At 40.9% G+C, this 16996-nt stretch carries 13 protein-coding genes; 1 reads left to right on the top strand and 12 read right to left on the bottom strand.

Annotated features, from left to right (window positions below):
* The 10 genes from J1N10_RS02465 to J1N10_RS02510 all read right to left on the bottom strand — a co-directional run bounded on the left by J1N10_RS02465 (position 1) and on the right by J1N10_RS02510 (position 11113).
* Positions 1 to 1743: a lysophospholipid acyltransferase family protein gene (locus J1N10_RS02465; protein ID WP_262325091.1), complete on the bottom strand. Its 1743-nt coding sequence runs from the start codon at positions 1741 to 1743 to the stop codon at positions 1 to 3.
* A gap of 32 nt (positions 1744 to 1775) precedes the next feature.
* On the bottom strand, positions 1776 to 2789 hold the full coding sequence (locus tag J1N10_RS02470; protein ID WP_262325092.1) for a glycosyltransferase family protein: 1014 nt from the start codon (positions 2787 to 2789) through the stop codon (positions 1776 to 1778).
* 96 nt (positions 2790 to 2885) lie between these two features.
* Positions 2886 to 3758, bottom strand: coding sequence for a UDP-2,3-diacylglucosamine diphosphatase (locus tag J1N10_RS02475; RefSeq protein WP_262325093.1), 873 nt, complete (start codon positions 3756 to 3758; stop codon positions 2886 to 2888).
* A 178-nt stretch (positions 3759 to 3936) separates the two neighbouring features.
* A complete protein-coding gene (locus J1N10_RS02480; protein WP_262325094.1) occupies positions 3937 to 4620 on the bottom strand; it encodes a hypothetical protein in 684 nt (227 codons plus the stop codon).
* 316 nt (positions 4621 to 4936) lie between these two features.
* Positions 4937 to 6277 carry a DUF58 domain-containing protein gene (locus J1N10_RS02485; RefSeq protein WP_262325095.1) on the bottom strand — a complete coding sequence of 447 codons (1341 nt, stop codon included), beginning with the start codon at positions 6275 to 6277 and terminating at the stop codon, positions 4937 to 4939.
* Between the two features lie 11 nt (positions 6278 to 6288).
* Positions 6289 to 7275 carry an AAA family ATPase gene (locus J1N10_RS02490; protein WP_262325096.1) on the bottom strand — a complete coding sequence of 329 codons (987 nt, stop codon included), beginning with the start codon at positions 7273 to 7275 and terminating at the stop codon, positions 6289 to 6291.
* A 57-nt stretch (positions 7276 to 7332) separates the two neighbouring features.
* Positions 7333 to 8523, bottom strand: a complete 1191-nt coding sequence (locus J1N10_RS02495; protein ID WP_262325097.1) for a DUF4350 domain-containing protein — start codon at positions 8521 to 8523, stop codon at positions 7333 to 7335.
* Positions 8523 to 9257, bottom strand: coding sequence for a hypothetical protein (locus J1N10_RS02500; RefSeq protein ID WP_262325098.1), 735 nt, complete (start codon positions 9255 to 9257; stop codon positions 8523 to 8525). The genes J1N10_RS02495 and J1N10_RS02500 overlap by 1 nt, the downstream gene beginning before the upstream one ends.
* A gap of 3 nt (positions 9258 to 9260) precedes the next feature.
* On the bottom strand, positions 9261 to 10136 hold the full coding sequence (locus tag J1N10_RS02505; protein ID WP_262325099.1) for a hypothetical protein: 876 nt from the start codon (positions 10134 to 10136) through the stop codon (positions 9261 to 9263).
* 2 nt (positions 10137 to 10138) lie between these two features.
* Positions 10139 to 11113, bottom strand: coding sequence for a stage II sporulation protein M (locus J1N10_RS02510; protein ID WP_262325100.1), 975 nt, complete (start codon positions 11111 to 11113; stop codon positions 10139 to 10141).
* 110 nt (positions 11114 to 11223) lie between these two features.
* On the opposite strand from J1N10_RS02510, the gene J1N10_RS02515 reads away from it, so the two are divergent.
* Positions 11224 to 11949, top strand: a complete 726-nt coding sequence (locus tag J1N10_RS02515; protein WP_262325101.1) for an RDD family protein — start codon at positions 11224 to 11226, stop codon at positions 11947 to 11949.
* Between the two features lie 472 nt (positions 11950 to 12421).
* On the opposite strand, the gene J1N10_RS02520 is transcribed toward J1N10_RS02515, so the two are convergent.
* Both J1N10_RS02520 and J1N10_RS02525 read right to left on the bottom strand, forming a co-directional pair.
* Positions 12422 to 13126, bottom strand: a complete 705-nt coding sequence (locus tag J1N10_RS02520) for a zinc metallopeptidase (RefSeq protein WP_262325102.1) — start codon at positions 13124 to 13126, stop codon at positions 12422 to 12424.
* A 45-nt stretch (positions 13127 to 13171) separates the two neighbouring features.
* Positions 13172 to 16960 (bottom strand): sensor histidine kinase, encoded by a 3789-nt coding sequence (locus J1N10_RS02525; RefSeq protein WP_262325103.1) that lies wholly within the window; start codon positions 16958 to 16960, stop codon positions 13172 to 13174.
* Positions 16961 to 16996: the final 36 nt, after the last annotated feature.

Raw genomic sequence — 16996 nt, forward strand, 5'->3', positions numbered from 1 at the left:
CTATTTATTTAAAAAGTTCAAGGTTTCCTCTGGTAAATCTTTTATCTCCAGCACCATCAGTCCATCCAGGCAATTATTAAAATTCGGGTCCACATTAAAGCTGATGATTTTCGCATTCTGACGGATGTATTGCTTCAACAGAACCGGAATCTTCATATAACCCGGTTCGATGCCGGTAATGTATTTATCCAACTTCTGAAGGTCGGCAGCGCTCTTCTCCAGCACCACTTCAATATCTTCTTTATTTGTTTTGACCACAAAGCGTTTCTTAGGTTTGACCAGTTGTGCCAGTTCATGGTTGAAATGGTACTTTTTAATGAAGGCAATCAGCAAATCCTTCGAGTAACGCGAAAAATCGTTACTGATGCTTACCGGTCCCATGATATAGCGATATTGGGGATGGCGTTTGATAAAGTGCAAGATGCCCTGCCACAAAAGGAATAGCGGTAAGGGTTTTTGCTGAAAAGCCCGAACAACAAAGGAACGCCCCAACTCTAATGTTTGAGATAGTTTGGGGTCAAAAGCAGCGTCCATATCAAACAGGCTGTTGGTGTAGAAGCCCTTCGAGGTGTATTGTTCAAGAATCTGATCGCCCTGCCCCAATCGGTATGAGCCAACAATCAGTTGCTGCTGCCTGTCCCAGACAATTAAATGCTGATAATACAGGTCAAACTCATCTATGTCGAGGGATAAACCCGTGCCTTCGCCCACTTCACGAAATGTGATTTCGCGCAGGCGGCCAATCTCGTTCAGAATATGAGGTATCTGGTTGTGCCTGGCCAGGTACACTTCGTAGTTCGATTTGCTAAAGAGCAAGCCCTCGTTGTGCTTCAGCTGATTAAACTCTTGCTGCAATTGCTCCTGAGGAATGGGTTCGATGATGGCTTCATCGGCTTTTGGTGCCACAGGTTTTCTCCTGAAATAGGGCTTTACATCTACTTTGGAGCCTAAGCCATAAAGCGTGGTTCGTATGTAACGTCCTGCCTTTTCAATATTATCCAGCTCTTTCAGCTCCGATGGAAGAATGGCCCGGCCAATCCGAAGATTAACCGTTTTGTTTTCTTTCTTCAGAAACTCCGAAGGAATGGATAATGTGCGCAAACCGGGGTGTAGCTTACCAATCAGGTGAAAAAACAGGCTGTTGTTACCTTCGAAATGCAAGGGGATGATGGGAACATTAGCATTCAGTATAAAACGAATGATACTGATGTCCCAGGCGCGGTCTTCTATTTTAGAAAGGCCTTTTTGCATCGTTGCCACTTCGCCTGCCGGAAACAAACCAACCGGACTGCCGGCTTTCAGGTTTTGATAGGCCTGGCGCATGCCCCGGTAGTTTTGGGCGCTGTTGGTTTCAAAAGGGTTTAAATCGATAAAATAATCATCCAAGGCTCCGAATTGCTTTAAGAAGAAATTGGCCAGTACTTTAAAGTCAGGCCGTATGCGGGCAATCAGATGAATCATTATTAAGCCATCTAAAAAGCCAAACGGATGATTGGATAGGATGATAAAAGGCTGATTTGTTGGTATGTTTTTTAAATCTTCCTCCGAGATATTGTATCGTATGCTAAGTTTTTTAAACAAGCCGTCGATAAAGTGAATACCACTTGTTTGAAGAGCTTCATCGCCCAGCAGTTCGTTTATTCTATTGATGCGCAGCCAGGAGAAGAGGGCCTTTTTTAATAAGGCACTGGATGGCAGGCGAAAGCCCAGCTCTTCAAAGCTGCTGACGGATAATTGATTCATAAATGTTTATTTAGGAGTCATTCAACTGGCTATTAGCTAATGGCCAGCTGAGGATATGTTTGTGGCAGCTGACTGTAAATCATTTCATCAACTACATCCGATAGATTGTCGGGATAATTGACCTGTAAATGCTCATCAGACGCCAGCCATGCTTGTATTTTGTGGATTTCCCTGGAAAAGCTGTTCAGCCTGGTCACACCCATCGATTCCAGGAAGGCCGCGTTGCATTGTTGTTCATATTGACCATTCATCGGTATTACACAAAGTTTTTTACCTAAAAACAATGCTTCTGCCGGTGTTTCAAAACCAGCATTGCACAGCACACCTTTGCTGCTCACAAAGCTTTTGGTGAATTGCTCCTTGTTGACCGGATTGATGTGAACATTACCCGCCTGAAAGGCTGTGTTTGAATGCTTGGAGAACACCTGCCACTCGATTTGTGGAAACTGTGACAGGATAGCAATGATTTTATCATTGGAGTATGATGGTAAATACACCGTATAATGTCCTTTGTCCGTTTTTTTCGACCAACGGATATCATCTCTGATAACCGGCGTTGAGACCGTTTCGCCCATCGTTTTAAAATGAAAACCCTGTGCCGTGCTAACCGGGGCATAGTATTTTAATATGGCCCGGCCCATCAGGTCTTTCACCTCGGGTTTGGGAGCCTCAGGATGCAATACAGCGCTCTGATGACTAAGTGCCACACATTTGACATTACGGAATTTGCAGGCCCAGGCGGTCACCGGTTCAAAGTCGTTAATAACCAAATCGTATTGATGAACAGGAACCGAGTAAATCTCTTTGAGTAAACGATGCGGCCTGAACTTTAACAGGGTTTCTTTCAAATCGACACCGCCGTTTTTGCCAAAGATGAAGCTTAAGCCATAGAAACGATATTTGATGGCCCATGGTAGCTTAATATCACATTGGATGCCGCTCACTAATAAGTCCACTTCGCCATGACGTTGAAGGTGCGGAATAACATCGAAAGCACGTGCAATATGCCCATTGCCTGTTCCCTGGATTGCATAAAGGATTTTCATGATAAGGTGTTTTTGTTATGCTGATGCATGATTGTATCAAATCACTAAAATCACGAGTAATGCAACTGGTGTTCTTAGCAAAAGGATAAAATCATATTAGCTGTTAATAACATCGTTAACCATTGTTCTAAACAAGACCTTGTGATTGGGGATGAGGAAATCATCACCTACCAGCATTTCTTCTTCTGAAGCTGTTTCTTCCCTAGCGTCATTATTAATATGTTTGTATAGATGCCAGTCGCCATCGTAATATTCAAGGGCCGTATTATTTTCGACCCAGTCGCCACTGTTGAGGTAACACATCGAACCATGGTTGTTACTGATGATTTTCTTCTCGGGCCAATGGATGTGACCACAGATGGCATAATCGTATTTTTTCTCGATAGCCAGGTTCGACACTGTATGTTCAAACCGTGATGTGATATCGTTTTTGCCTTTTTTAATGGCTTTTTTAACATCGCCCGATAACGATACTTTCTTAAGCCGGAATGTTGAAAGAACCAGGTTGGCAAACCGATTAATAATGGTAAGGATGCCATATCCTGCAGCTCCCAGCTTGGCCAGCCACTTGGAGTGGTGCATAAACACATCAAAAACATCGCCGTGGAAAAGCCAGGTTTTTTGACCGTCCATTTCGAGTACGAGCTTATTTTCAATACTCAGGTTACCCATTTTTAAGCCAATCATACGTCGCAGGTGCTCATCGTGGTTGCCTGCTAAGTAATACACATGGGTGCCTTTTTCCATCATTTTAATAATTTGACGGATGACCTTGAGATGTGACTTAGGAAAATAGGACTTGGAGAATTGCCAGATGTCAATGATGTCGCCATTTAATACCAGGATAGGCGTTGATATACTCTGCAGGTAGTTTAAGATGTCTTTGGCTTTACATCCGAAGGTACCCAGGTGTGTGTCTGAAATAACAGCCGCCTCCACCTTTCTCACTTGTGTTTTGTTCTTACTCATTATCAATCAAATATTATTTGACAATGATAGAACTTGTTTGGTAACTGGATGTTAAGTGATTTAAAAGATACTCGAAAGATAAACAGGCGGGTAAAAGTACATTAACGCATAGCTAACAGCCTGTTAACAAAAAAAAGCCGCCTTAAGGGGCGACTTTGTCATTATCTTAAATTAAGCCTTAAACAGCCATGGGTTTAATGCCCGATTTTCGTCCGTATAGTGTTTTTTGCCAATAATTATAAAGGTCAAAATTGCTGTTGCGTGAAATACCTTCTGTTTGTACCAGTTGACTACGACGCGCTATAACAACCGAGCTGATAAAACTACTCAGGCCATTGCTAACCATATAGGCAATATTTAAATCGCTCACCTCGCTAAGGTCCATGGGACCACGTCGGCAATGTACAATCATTTTAATGGATGTCTTGCTCAATTGGTTGGCCAACTTCCTGATGAGCTCTTTTCCCTCGGGCTGGTTAACGTCGCTCGATACCAGTATGTGTGAAAAAACAGACTGCTGCTGAAACGCTGAAATAGCCGCTTCTAGTTCATCCTCGGAAGTGGGTAACGCCACGATGGTCGAGTTAACCCCGTATAGATTGCACAGCTTCTGAATATGAAGGTCGTCTGAATTATTGGCGACAATTAATAAGTCTTTGTCGAAGGGGATAACAGAAGAAATGACTGTTTCAAGGGCAAACTCACGCGTTCGCTTAAAGCTTATCGTCTCATATCCCGTCAGGTAAAAGTCTTCGGGATTGATGCTTGTCTTGGTCATTAACGAGATTAATTCCTTGTCAACAACATCATCAAGCTCTATTTTCTCGGGAAAACCGTAAAGTGTTGAATTAAATACTCGCATTTTCTGCTTCTTCAAATAAGTTAGTAATAGGTGCAAAGTTAGCTTCTGTCTGGTTTGATTGGTTAAGGCCAAATTAGCCTTTCGTTAACCTTTCATTAATTGGACAAACCGGATGATTTTCACACGTATAAAGTTAGGCGCTTTTTTTTGTTAAAGTGTAAGAAAAATAAGCGGATAGCTCAAAGTTTATCGAATAATCATCGCCAAAAATCTACTGTTCGTCAAAATAGAGAAATAAAGAAGTAATAGGGGATGACATATAATGCTAAAATGACATTAAGTGGAGGGGTGTTTTTATTAAAGAGCTAATTGATTTTTAGATATATCCTCTAGCTTTTAACTCAAGGTATTTGTTAATGGTTTCCACAGTTAAATCTTCTGGAGCAGTGAGCACTGAGTGAATACCATAGCGTTCTAATTCCAGCACAATGCGCTTTTTATCGTAGGCAAACTTTTCAGCGATGGTTTTGATGTAGATGCCTTCAATATCGCTTGCTTTTTGATTGGTAATACTTTTTAGTTCCGTGTTTTCAAAAAATACAACCACCACCATATGGTCGTGAGCCAGTTTTTGTAACATTGGTAGCTGCCGTTTCGCTGCACTTAAACTTTCGTAGTTGGTGTATAAAACCAATAAACTGCGCTGGTGAACTTTTCGGCGAACAGCGGTGTATAGCGCTTGGATGCTTTGCTCTTCAAATAAGGTCGACTGGTTGTATAACGACTCCATTATCACCTGCATCTGTTTGCTGTTGCGTTGCGGAGCTACAATGGTGCGTACCTCGTTATTAAACGTAATCAGCCCGGCTTTATCTTGCTTCAGCATGGCAATTTTTGATAATACCAAAGCGGAGTTGATGGCATAATCAAGCAGGGTCATGCCTTCGAAGGGCATTTTCATGGTACGTCCCAGGTCGATGATGGAGATGACCTGTTGCGACTTTTCGTCCTGGTATTGGTTCACCATCAGGTTGCTTTTGCGGGCTGTGGCTTTCCAGTTTATGGTGCGATAGTCGTCGCCATTGGTGTATTCGCGTATCTGGTCAAACTCCATTTGATGACCGATGCGGCGAATTTTTTTAATGCCTACCTCGGTTAAGCGGTTCGAGATGGCCATCATCTCAAACTGGCGCATCTCTTTAAAAGCCGGATACACTTTTACAGAGGCATTAGCGTCATGACGAAGTCGTCGCTCAAGCAAGCGCAAAGGCGATTTGATAAATACATTTAAAGAGCCAAACCAATATTCTCCACGTTCAACCGGACGAAGTGAGTAACTTTGAGAATAACACTCTCCCGATTTAAGTTTATATTTTAAAGAGAAATCACGCTGCTGAAATTGTACAGGTAATTCATCTATGACTAATACAGAGACCGGAAATGGAAAGTGGTTAGTCAATGAAATGGTTACCTCATTTTGGTCACCGTTTGAGAAGCGTTCATCGAGAAAACGCCTGGCTTTAAAACTTGTTTGAGGTTTAACAAACAGCAACAAACACTCGATTAAAATGAGCAGAATAAATAAGCCCAGCGCCATTAAGCCTATCTGGAAAAAGAACGCACCAAATTGCCCTAATGCCAACAGGAATATAACAGCGGCCATTGCATAGAAGAACAATGGAGTAAAATAAGCATGATTTCTAATTCTGAAACTCATTTATGCAAAGCTTAGCGTGGAACTTCAACAGAGTCAACAATCTGCTGGATAATGATTTCAGGCTTTACACCTTCCATCTCTTTCTCAGGTGTTAATATCACGCGATGATTCAATACCGGTGTTATCACCATTTTAATATCATCTGGAGTAACAAAATCGCGTCCTTCAAGTGCCGCAAAAGCTTTGGCTGCATTTAATATGGCCAGCGATGCACGCGGACTGGCACCCAAAAATAATGCTGCATGGCTTCTGGTTTTTTCCACGATTTGGGCGATGTAGCGTAATAAATCATCTTCTACAATCACCTTTGCTGCCATATTCTGATACTTCACAATTTCTTCGCCGCTAATAACCGAATTTATCTGGCTCAATTCATCTTTGTCTTCGCGCTGCTGCGCATTGGCTAATATCGATACTTCTTCTTCCAGATTCGGATAGTCAATTTTAATCTTAAACAAGAAACGGTCGAGTTGGGCTTCAGGCAGGCGATAGGTACCTTCGTGTTCAACGGGGTTTTGCGTCGCCATCACTAAAAACGGTGGTGCCATCGGGCGTGTTGTACCATCAATAGTCACCTGGCGTTCTTCCATTACCTCAAACAAAGCGGCCTGGGTTTTGGCAGGGGCACGGTTCACCTCGTCGATTAATACCAGGTTAGAGAAAATAGGACCTTTATTAAACTCAAACTCAGATTTACCTGTATTAAACACCATGGTACCCAACACATCCGATGGCATTAGGTCGGGCGTAAACTGAATGCGCGAAAAGTCGGAAGATACAGATTTAGCCAATAGCTTCGCCATCATGGTTTTAGCCACACCTGGCACACCTTCAATCAATACGTGCCCATTGGCAATAACAGCTGTTAACAGCAGGTCCAGTATTTTCTCCTGTCCAACTATTACTTTGTTGATTTCGCTGCGGATACGAAATGCCGAATGATTTAATTCCTCCAGTGGTAAGCGATTTTCAAATGGTGTTTGAGTCTGTTGGTCCATATGCTTTGTATTACTTGTTGTATTGTCTTTAATCTTTGGTATTGAGTCTTAAATTTATCATCTACACTGATCATAAAAGAACTCGATGCGCCTGTTAAACTGCTCCAGATCTTCTTCACTGATTTGTTGCCTGTTTTTCAGGTTCTCGCCCAATTCAAATAATTGTCGGATGGCTCGGATAGGAAGGGACGATTTTTCAGACAGTTGCTGAAACAGATCCTCATTCATATCAGAGGTGTTGATATAATATTTTGAACGGATATACTCCTGCAAATAGCTGAAACGCTTTTGAGCAATATCCAAATGGTTTTTGCGACTAAAGTACAATCGTCCAATGGTTTCGATAAAAGTAACCGTGCTGTTAATGTGGGGTTTCACGATAGGGATAACTCGTTGGCGACGAGCTGACTCAAATAAAAAGAAGATGACAATGCCTATCAGCAATACATACCATGCCAGACGCAATGGTTGACGATTAAGGATAAAACTGAGCTGCGACTTGGGTAGGTGTTTGTTTTTTATTTTATAATGTTCGTCCCACAAGATGGTTTCATCGGGCAGATACGAAAGGCACTTAAACGCATAATCGGCATTATCATCTTTTAGCAACTGATAATTGGTAAAGGCTTGCGGGTTAAGGTTGATATACAGCCAACCCTCACCTTGTTTGATACGGATAAAGTTAGTTTTTCCGCTGTTGTTAATGCCTAGTACCGATGTTTGAAGTGTATCGTATGAATTAAAGTAATTATTTGTAATGCCTTTTTTGTACCAATAGCCAAGAGGTTTCTGTAACTTTCTATTAGCCAAGTTGAAGCTGATAGAGTCGTGAAATTCAGTATTAAAACTAATGCTTTGGTGATAGTCGATATTCAGCCAGTCCTTTACATTATCCGAAAAATCCTGAGCAGCAATAAACACATGATGACCTTCAAAAAGCAGCTCTTCCAGCTTCTCAATATCGGCAGGTTCGGGGTAAAAGCCTTTGTTAATTATTACCAGATTGGATGATTCTGTAGTCTCATCAAAAAATTCGTGAACAGGACCATGTGATGTTTTAATATCGGCAGTTGTAATAAGCGTTGGTAATAGGTCAAACAACAATTTACTACCATAGGGTTGGGTGTCTTGTTTCGAATAGCTTAAACTCCAGTCGATGGGTTTGGGAGAGTAAGCCAGTACTAAAGCCACTATAACCACCAGTAACGGAACGCCAATCACAGTTATATTTCCGGAACGTTTACCCATCAGCTTGCTTTCCTTTTTTCCAATTCATTAATAAACTGATTAAAACCTTCCTTCAGTCGTGTAAATTCTGTTTCTGTAATCTCGAATTTTCCATACCACATAAATTCATAGTTTCTGATGATGTCGAGGAAGGATGTTTTAAGATGCTCTTCTTTTAACTCGAAATAATATTGGCGGTCGGTTTTAAAAGCATTCCATTGAATAAAGCCTTTACGGTGCATCGAACGTAAAGCCTGAAGAAATAAAACGCGTGTTGCTTCGCGATAGGCTTTGTTGTTGATAAACACCTTCAGCATGTTATCAAGGTTCTGTTCTTCAATATCCGTATTTTGCTGTCCGAAATTAAGTTGCGATACTTTGGTGGATCGCGAAAACACAAATAGGCCTTTGATGGGAATACCTGCCAATTTTATTATTAAAAATAACAGTGCAATCACTGCGGCAATAATTAGAAACCAGCCTAAGGCTGAGGCTCCTCCTTCACTTACTGTTAGGTATGAGGCCAGCCATCGAAGTATCTTCGAAAAAACAGACTCGGGCTCTTTAGCCAAATCGTATTGATACTCTGGCAAAGCCCGATAATAAGCGATGGTATCGGCAGATGGGGTGCGATAATCAACTTTGCTGTTGTCCCAGGCTTCAATACTATCCGACACAGCCGTTCCATTCTCTGCCTTTATTAGCAAAGAAATCAACAGAATGCCTGATAATAGGAGCAGCCTTAACAATCTCATATCTTAAGCTTGATTTTCGCCTGAAGTGGCAATTTGGTTAATCTTATCCATAATGCCCTTAGAACCATCTGTGGAGCTCAGGCTGAAATATTGGAAACCGATAATAACATAGAATACGACATAAAGTAAGTAGCCTCCCACCGTTGAAATTAACGAGAAGATGCCCATCGCTACTGTATTAACCTCAGTAGCTCCATTTTGCAATGTTGTTATTCCCTGAATCATTCCATAGAAAGCCAAAGGCATGGCAAATACCATCGATGACATCATAATAATCAGGTAGGCTACTAAAATAATAGCAAAAGTAATCCACCAGTTGTCTTTAATCAGTTTAAAACAACGGCCCCAGTTAACTGAGAAACCATTGCGTTCTACTGTTTTTACAATAATTATCATTGATAAAGGCACCGACATATAGATGCCCGGAATCAGAAAGAACATAAACGCAAACATCAATACGATACCTGCAATCAGATTGTAGCCAATGATAGGGAAGAAATCTTTCCCCAATGCTCTGACTACATCGCTGGTGCTGAAATTACCGCGACCATACTTGTTATACATGGCCATGTATTCGTAGGTGATGCCAACAATTAGCGTATAGGAGATAAAGTTAATGAGCATCATCAAACCATACATCCAGAAGTTAGGTGTTTCAATGTCTGGTGTATTGTTTAGCAAGCCGTTAAAATATACTTGCCACACGTCGGTTGTATAAAACACGGCCATAAGACTCGAGCCAATTAATGGCACGATGGTGTATAGAATAATCAGTCCGTATAGTTGTTTAAATTCCTGACGAATAAAGCGGAAAGATGCGTTCAGTACATCACTGAAATCGCGTTTTTCGCTCAATATTAGCTCCTGTTTTAACTGCATTGTTAATTATTTTTTGCTGCTTTATACTTTCTGTAAACTAACTCGGGATAAATAAAAAAGTACCACACGATAAAGATGAGTGATAACCCAATTATCGAAATATTAATCCAGTGCTCCATGGTGTTGTAATGGCGGGTAACAAATCCTTCGATAAAACCTGCCACAACAAATACCGGCACTAATCCGAGCATTATTTTGATGCCTTTTTTCACACCATATACAAAAGATTCTTTTCGAGGGTAGGTGCCCGGAAACAATAAGTATTTACCAAGGATGATGCCTGCACCACCTGCCAGTACTATGGCCGAAAGTTCTAATGTGCCGTGAATCAATATAGTATATGTTGAGATGCCTAACAGGTTCTTTTGATAGAAGAATGCCTGGAAAGCACCTACCATTACACCGTTTCTGAAAAGTTGGAACACCGTACCTATCGGCGTTAATAATCCAAATAGAAAAACAATAAAAGACACATAGACATTGTTAAGCGTGATGGCCAAAAACATTGGCGTTTCTTCCATTTGTCCATACACAGCCATCGGGTCACCTTTTTCAATGTTGTCAAGTGTCATATTCACATACTCATTGCCCATTATCATGCGGATGAAATCATCGTTGGTTAAGGCCGAAACAACTCCCAAAGCCCAGGCCGCCATGAACACAACCAGGGAGATTAAGAAATAGGGCCTGGCCGAATGTAAAATCAATGGTAATTCAGTTTTAACAAAAGAAGGAATGCGACTGCCTTTCTCGCGTTTGTTACGATAAATCTCCTGATGCGTTTTCTGTGATAAGCTGTTGAGATATCTCAGCGTATGGCTTTGCGGATAGAAGGTTCGTGCATAAGCCAGGTCATCGGTCAGTTGAATAAACTGATCCGCCAGACTGTCAGGGTTCACCTTCGATGGTTTTTTGAGTTGTTGCTCAAAGGTTTCCCAGCGTGCTTTATTACGGTTGATAAATGTTATTTCCTTCATCGGGCAGGTGTATGAGCATTGCGAATAAATGAATTTTTCTGCACATAAAAAACTTATTTTGCTACTTTTGAACATCATTTTTACCAGAATCACTATTTCGTATATAAGGAATGGAAAACCTAAGCATATCTACTACTCAAAATGTTGACATCGATTATCAATTGGCCAGTGTTGGAGACCGGATTGCGGCTAATCTGATAGATGGATTTATTAAACTCGCCTATGGTATTGTTTTTAGCCTATTCACATTTGGACTGAGTGATGCTGAACCGCAATGGTGGTTGGGGTTAATTATGTTGCCTGTGGTATTTTATAACTTGCTTTGCGATTTATTTCTCAGTGGACAAACATTTGGTAAGATGATGATGAAAATCCGTGTTGTAAAGCTGGATGGTGGCGAATTGAATTTTGGAGCCTGCTTTATTCGTTGGGTTTTTCGTTTGGTCGATATTAGCTTTACCTATGGAGTGTGTGCCATGTTAACGGTGATAATTGGAGGTAAAGGTCAACGGGTTGGTGATATTGCCGCAAAAACAACTGTACTGAAAATCAATCCTAAAGGTAGTTTATCGGGCACCGCCTATGTAGAGTTGGAAGAAGGTTATGAACCCAAATATCCAGAAGTGAGCTTGTTATCGGATAGTGATTTGCAAACCATTAAAGAAGTGTTGTTAATTGCTTCGAAAGACCGGCAGTACAATAGCATTGGAGCGCCGCATCCGTTGGTGCTGAAGACAAAAGAGGTGGTTATTAAAAAGATGAAGATTGAAACGAAGGAACCATCCCGTGAGTTTTTAAATACTGTTCTGAAAGATTATAACTATTATCATCAGTAGGTCTTTAGGTCAATGGCTAATAGACCAATAGACGAAAGATACTAGATAAAAGATTTAATCCCTGTATCGTTGGATGCGGGGCTTTTCATTTAGGTGCCGTCATTATGTTCTATCGATGCTAAGCATTTCTCACTAGATGACTCTATCGACTCTTTGGTTGCGACTATCGGAGTACTATATGGCTCTAACTTTACTCTGGTTGAGTCTATCTGGGCTCTGGTTGACTCTACCTGCTCTCAGGTCGGTATTTCCGAAGCTTTGGTTGGTATTATCGGGTCTTCGGTTGAGCTTACCCGTTTGTTATGCTATACGAACTGGCCTTTGGTTGACATTTTCTGACTTTAGTAACTGCTGATAATGAATCAGGCGAAGTGGAATATTAGCCAAAGAAACATAAAGTGGTAGATTTTCCTGCGCAAAAAAAAAGCGGAACCTAAAACCAGATTCCGCTCTGTATTATATTCGTATAAGCTTAATCTCTGTTGCCCAGATACTGCATTAAAAAGAACAGCAAAGTTGCCAGCGCTGATAAAGCCGCCACAACATAGGTATAAGCCGCCCACTTTAAAGCATCTTTTGCTTTGTCGTGCGTGTCGTGGGTTGTAATACCGGCCGTGTTTAACCAGGCTAATGCCCGCTTGCTGGCATCAATTTCTACCGGTAAGGTGATAAACGCAAATAATGTAAACACCGCGTAACAGGCAATAATGATTTGTAATGCCAGGTTCGGACTTAATAAGCCATCAATGGCAAATACACCGAAAATCATTGCGTAAAACATAATGTTCAAAACCTTAGCACTCACATTCTGAATGGGTACCATGGCCGAACGAAATTCCAGAAACGGATAACTATTAGCATGCTGAATGGCGTGACCGGTTTCGTGGGCTGCTACCGCAGCTGATGCCACACTACGTCCGTTATAAACATCCGGACTCAGGTTAATGGTTCTTGAAGCCGGGTTATAATGGTCACTCAAACGTCCCTGAACGCAGTTAACCTGCACATTCATCAAGCCATTTTGACGCAACATTTTTTCAGCCACCTCTTTTCCTGTCATGCCATAGTTGATAGGAATCTGAGCGTATTTTTTGAATTTACTTTTAAGTCGTGAACTAACAGCCCAGCTAAGGATAGCAAAGCCTATAAAAATGATTAATAAAGCCGGTGAAAACATAGTCTATTTTTTCTGCTGGTTATAACAAAAATATTGCCAATTTTATTATTCTGGCAGAATGACATTAAAAGTTGTGCCCTCGCCTACCTGGCTGATGCATTCAATCTGGCCGCCAATGTTGTCAACGTATCGTTTGACGATATAAAGTCCAAGGCCTGATGATGGAGTATGACCATTTCTTCCACTATCCAGTTTTTTATACTTGGAAAATAAGTGTGGTATTAAATCCTCCTCAATGCCAGGACCCTGATCACTAATGCCAATGACAGGTTTATTATCTGTTAGTTGTATTGACATTGTTATAGTCGTTTCTTCTGGCGAAAATTTTATGGCGTTGGATAGTAGGTTCGATATTATCTTCTCAAGTATGGTAAAGTCCGATTCTACTATAACGTCTTCTGTTTGCCACTTTATTGATAACGCTTTTTCTTCCAATAAATCGGCGTATTGAGCTACCACTTCACGCATTAATTCAATGGCTGCAAACTTACTTTTGTTAATAGCAAAAGTGCTTTGTTCCAGACGCTTGATTTCGCTCACCTGGTTCACCATTTCTTTAATGTGCCACAGCGAGTCAAAGATGTATTGCAAGGCTTCGTCTTTCTCGCTTTCGTCGATGTCATCTTCTTGTTTCAGGCTACTAATCAATGAAACAGATGATGTAATAGGGCGTTCAATTTCTTTGGTAAATAACGAAATCAGGTGGTTGTTTTCCTGGTTAAGCCGGTCAACATCGGCTTGTTGTTTCAAAATAAGCTGGTTTTGCTCAAAGGCATTTTTATTCACCTCTTCAAGCGAACGACGTTGTTCTTCCAGCTTGTCAAAAGCATGTGCATTCTCAAGTGCAATACTTGTATAGATGCTGATGTTACGCATGAAATTCAGGTGGTACGAGCTATAGGCTCTTTTCTCTGCACTCTGAACCGTGATAACACCAAATGGAGCATCATTGCCTTTAAGCGGAATGTAAATGATGGATTGACTATTTATATCACCCGGCACCGGCCTTATCTCCTGCACATAGTTTTTGTATTCAACTTCGAAGTCGTTGATAAAGACCTCTTTATCGTTGATTAGGCTGTGTATGGATAAACGCTCAACATCATCAAGTGGGAAAGTTAAAAAAGGTATGCGTTCACCATTAAGAATGGTGTTGTTGAAATCAAGCGAGTTAGTTTCCTGAACAAATAAACCAACGCCAAACAAATAGGTGTCCATTATTTCGCTGGCTGCTTTGTAAACCAGGTCAAAAATACTGTCGGTTGACAGGTTGGCAGTTAATATTTTACCTATCTCTGTTAGTTTCTCTAAGTCGCTTAACGATGATGAAATTGACAGTGCTTGCTTTTCTATCTTAGCATTTTGCTGTTTGAGCTGCTCATTTTGCTTTACAATCTCCTTTTTTTGCTCGTTAATTTCTTTTGTTTTGGATGAAATCAGTGTTTCCAGTTCAAAGCGAAGCGCTTTGGTTCGTTGCTGCCACGAAATAACAAGCGCTCCCAATAGTCCCATTATCAGCATGATGATGAGTGCCCGGAAAGAAGTAGTTCGATACCATTCGGGATGAATACTAAATTCGTAGATAGCACCTTCTTCGTTGCGAATATTGCTATTGTTGGCGGCAGTTACCCTAAAGGAGTACTCACCTGAAGGAAGCGATGGGTAGGCCACAGTGTTTGATGTGCCTTCGATCCATTCGGTTTCAAGAGGTTCTAATCGCCAGTAATATTTTATTTTTTCGGGTACAGAGTAACAAAGAGCGTCAAACTTAAACGAAATATTATTATCGCTGCTGGACAGGCTTAACTTATCAGGGATGCCAAACCAGGGTACAATCGAATCGTATGATGCTACATACTCTTTTGATTGCCAGTCCGGTTGTTTGTATGATAATTCAATGTCACGAATGTAAACGTTGGGCGGCGAAAAGTTAGTGCGCTTTTCCATAGGATTGTAGCGCATGGCGCCTTTAATGGTACCAAACCAAAGGTGACCATCGTTATCTAGCAGGTTAGCAGTACCATTGTTTTCGATTCCTACAAAGCCATCGTGCTTGTCGAAGTGAATAACCTCAAATACTTTACCGGTTGATGAGATGGATAATTTATCGATACCACTTTGAGCCCCGGCAAAGATATTACCATCCCTATCGGCAATAACCGAGTAAATATTATCACCCGAAAGACCTTTGTCGGTGTCAAAAACTATCCAGTTTGTTCCATCGAAGCGGATAAGTCCATCGGTAAAAGTGGCAAACCATATGTTGCCGGCCTTATCTTCGGCACCTTGTAATATGTAGGAGGAAGCTATTTGCTGGCCTTCCAGAAATTGTGTGAAAACACCTTTGTTGTACAAAGTAACGCCACGTGAAGTTGATAACCACAGCCGGTCTTTGCTATCGGACAATACATGATAAATGGTGTTATCCTGCATATTGGCATTGTAGGTGTTGTAGAATGTCGCTTTTCCTTTATAGCTCTTAATAAGCCCATGTTGGTAGCTTCCAAAGAAGAAGGTATCTTTTTGCGTAACGATATTACCTAATGGAATTCTTTTCTTCCACCCGTAACGTTCATTGACCGACTTGAATGATGTTCCGTTAAATTCCCAAAGACCATTAATAGTTGCCATCAGAATATTACCATTGGGCAATTCATGAAAATCTTTAATGGCCATTAAATCAGGTGTATCGTCAGGATAGTATTGTTGAATATTTTTACCTTTTAGAGTAGCAAATCCACCTTCTCCATCAGCAAAGTAATAGGTGCCTTTCGAATCCTGGAATAGTGCCCGGATGATGTCATCGGTAAGGCCGTTGTTGCGGTTAAGTGACAAAAAAAGATTGCCACTATAACGAACCAAACCGGCCCCTAAGGTGCCCATCCAGATGTTTCCTTCTGCATCCTGATGTAAATTGTAAACCGTGTTAATGGGTAGACCATTTTCTTTGTTAAAAATCTGCCAACCCGATTTTTTATTGAATTTGGCAACACCACCCTGTTCTATTGTGAACCAATAGGTTCCTTCTCTGTCTTGAAAACCATTTAATAAAAGGTGGTCATCAATACTTTCAGGAATTTCAATTTCTTTATCTCCTTTCCCATCAATGTGTATTATTAGTTTTGATGATTGGCTGGAGCTTAATAGGCTTAACCAGAGGTTATTATTTCTATCGCGGAAAAGTGGCCAGCGAACGACTCGTTCATCCTTAGCCACCAGGTTATTATCATATGCCTCTAGCTTGTCGTTTCGTAAAACCAGGAGTTCTCGGGGAGTTGTGATTAATAAACCATCTTTACCATTGGATAATATCTTATAAATAGGGCCTTTGTCTTTTAATTCATCTTCAAATTCTTCTGAAATGTTGGTGATGGTATTATCACTGATTTTATATAAGCGACGTTCGCCAGAAATCATTCTGGCTAAACACCATATATTGCCATCAATGGTTTCGCAAAACGTTGCATTGTCGGTAAATAAAGTAGTGTCGGAAGAAATTACTGATGTATAATGAAGACCATCGTATTTTTGAATTCCTTTAGGTGTGGCAATCCATAGGTTGTAGTTGTTATCGTGCACTAAACCAAGAATAATATTATCGAGTAAGCCATTCTTTTTAGTAAAGACCTCAAAGTTCTTACCATTGAAACGACATAACCCGCCACCATTGGTTCCAACCCATAAATAACCAAACTGGTCTTCGGCCATCGAAGCAACTTCCGATTGAGGTAAGCCTTCTTCTAACGAATATTGCTTAAAATGGAAGTGTTGTGCTTCACTAATATGAAATACCAGCCAAAATGTTAGTGTGACTATAAGTATGGACTGTCTCATGGGTTTAATATTACCTGATAAATATACCGTTTTAGC

Source organism: Carboxylicivirga litoralis (genome assembly GCF_025499605.1).
Classification (GTDB): Bacteria; Bacteroidota; Bacteroidia; order Bacteroidales; family Marinilabiliaceae; genus Carboxylicivirga; species Carboxylicivirga litoralis.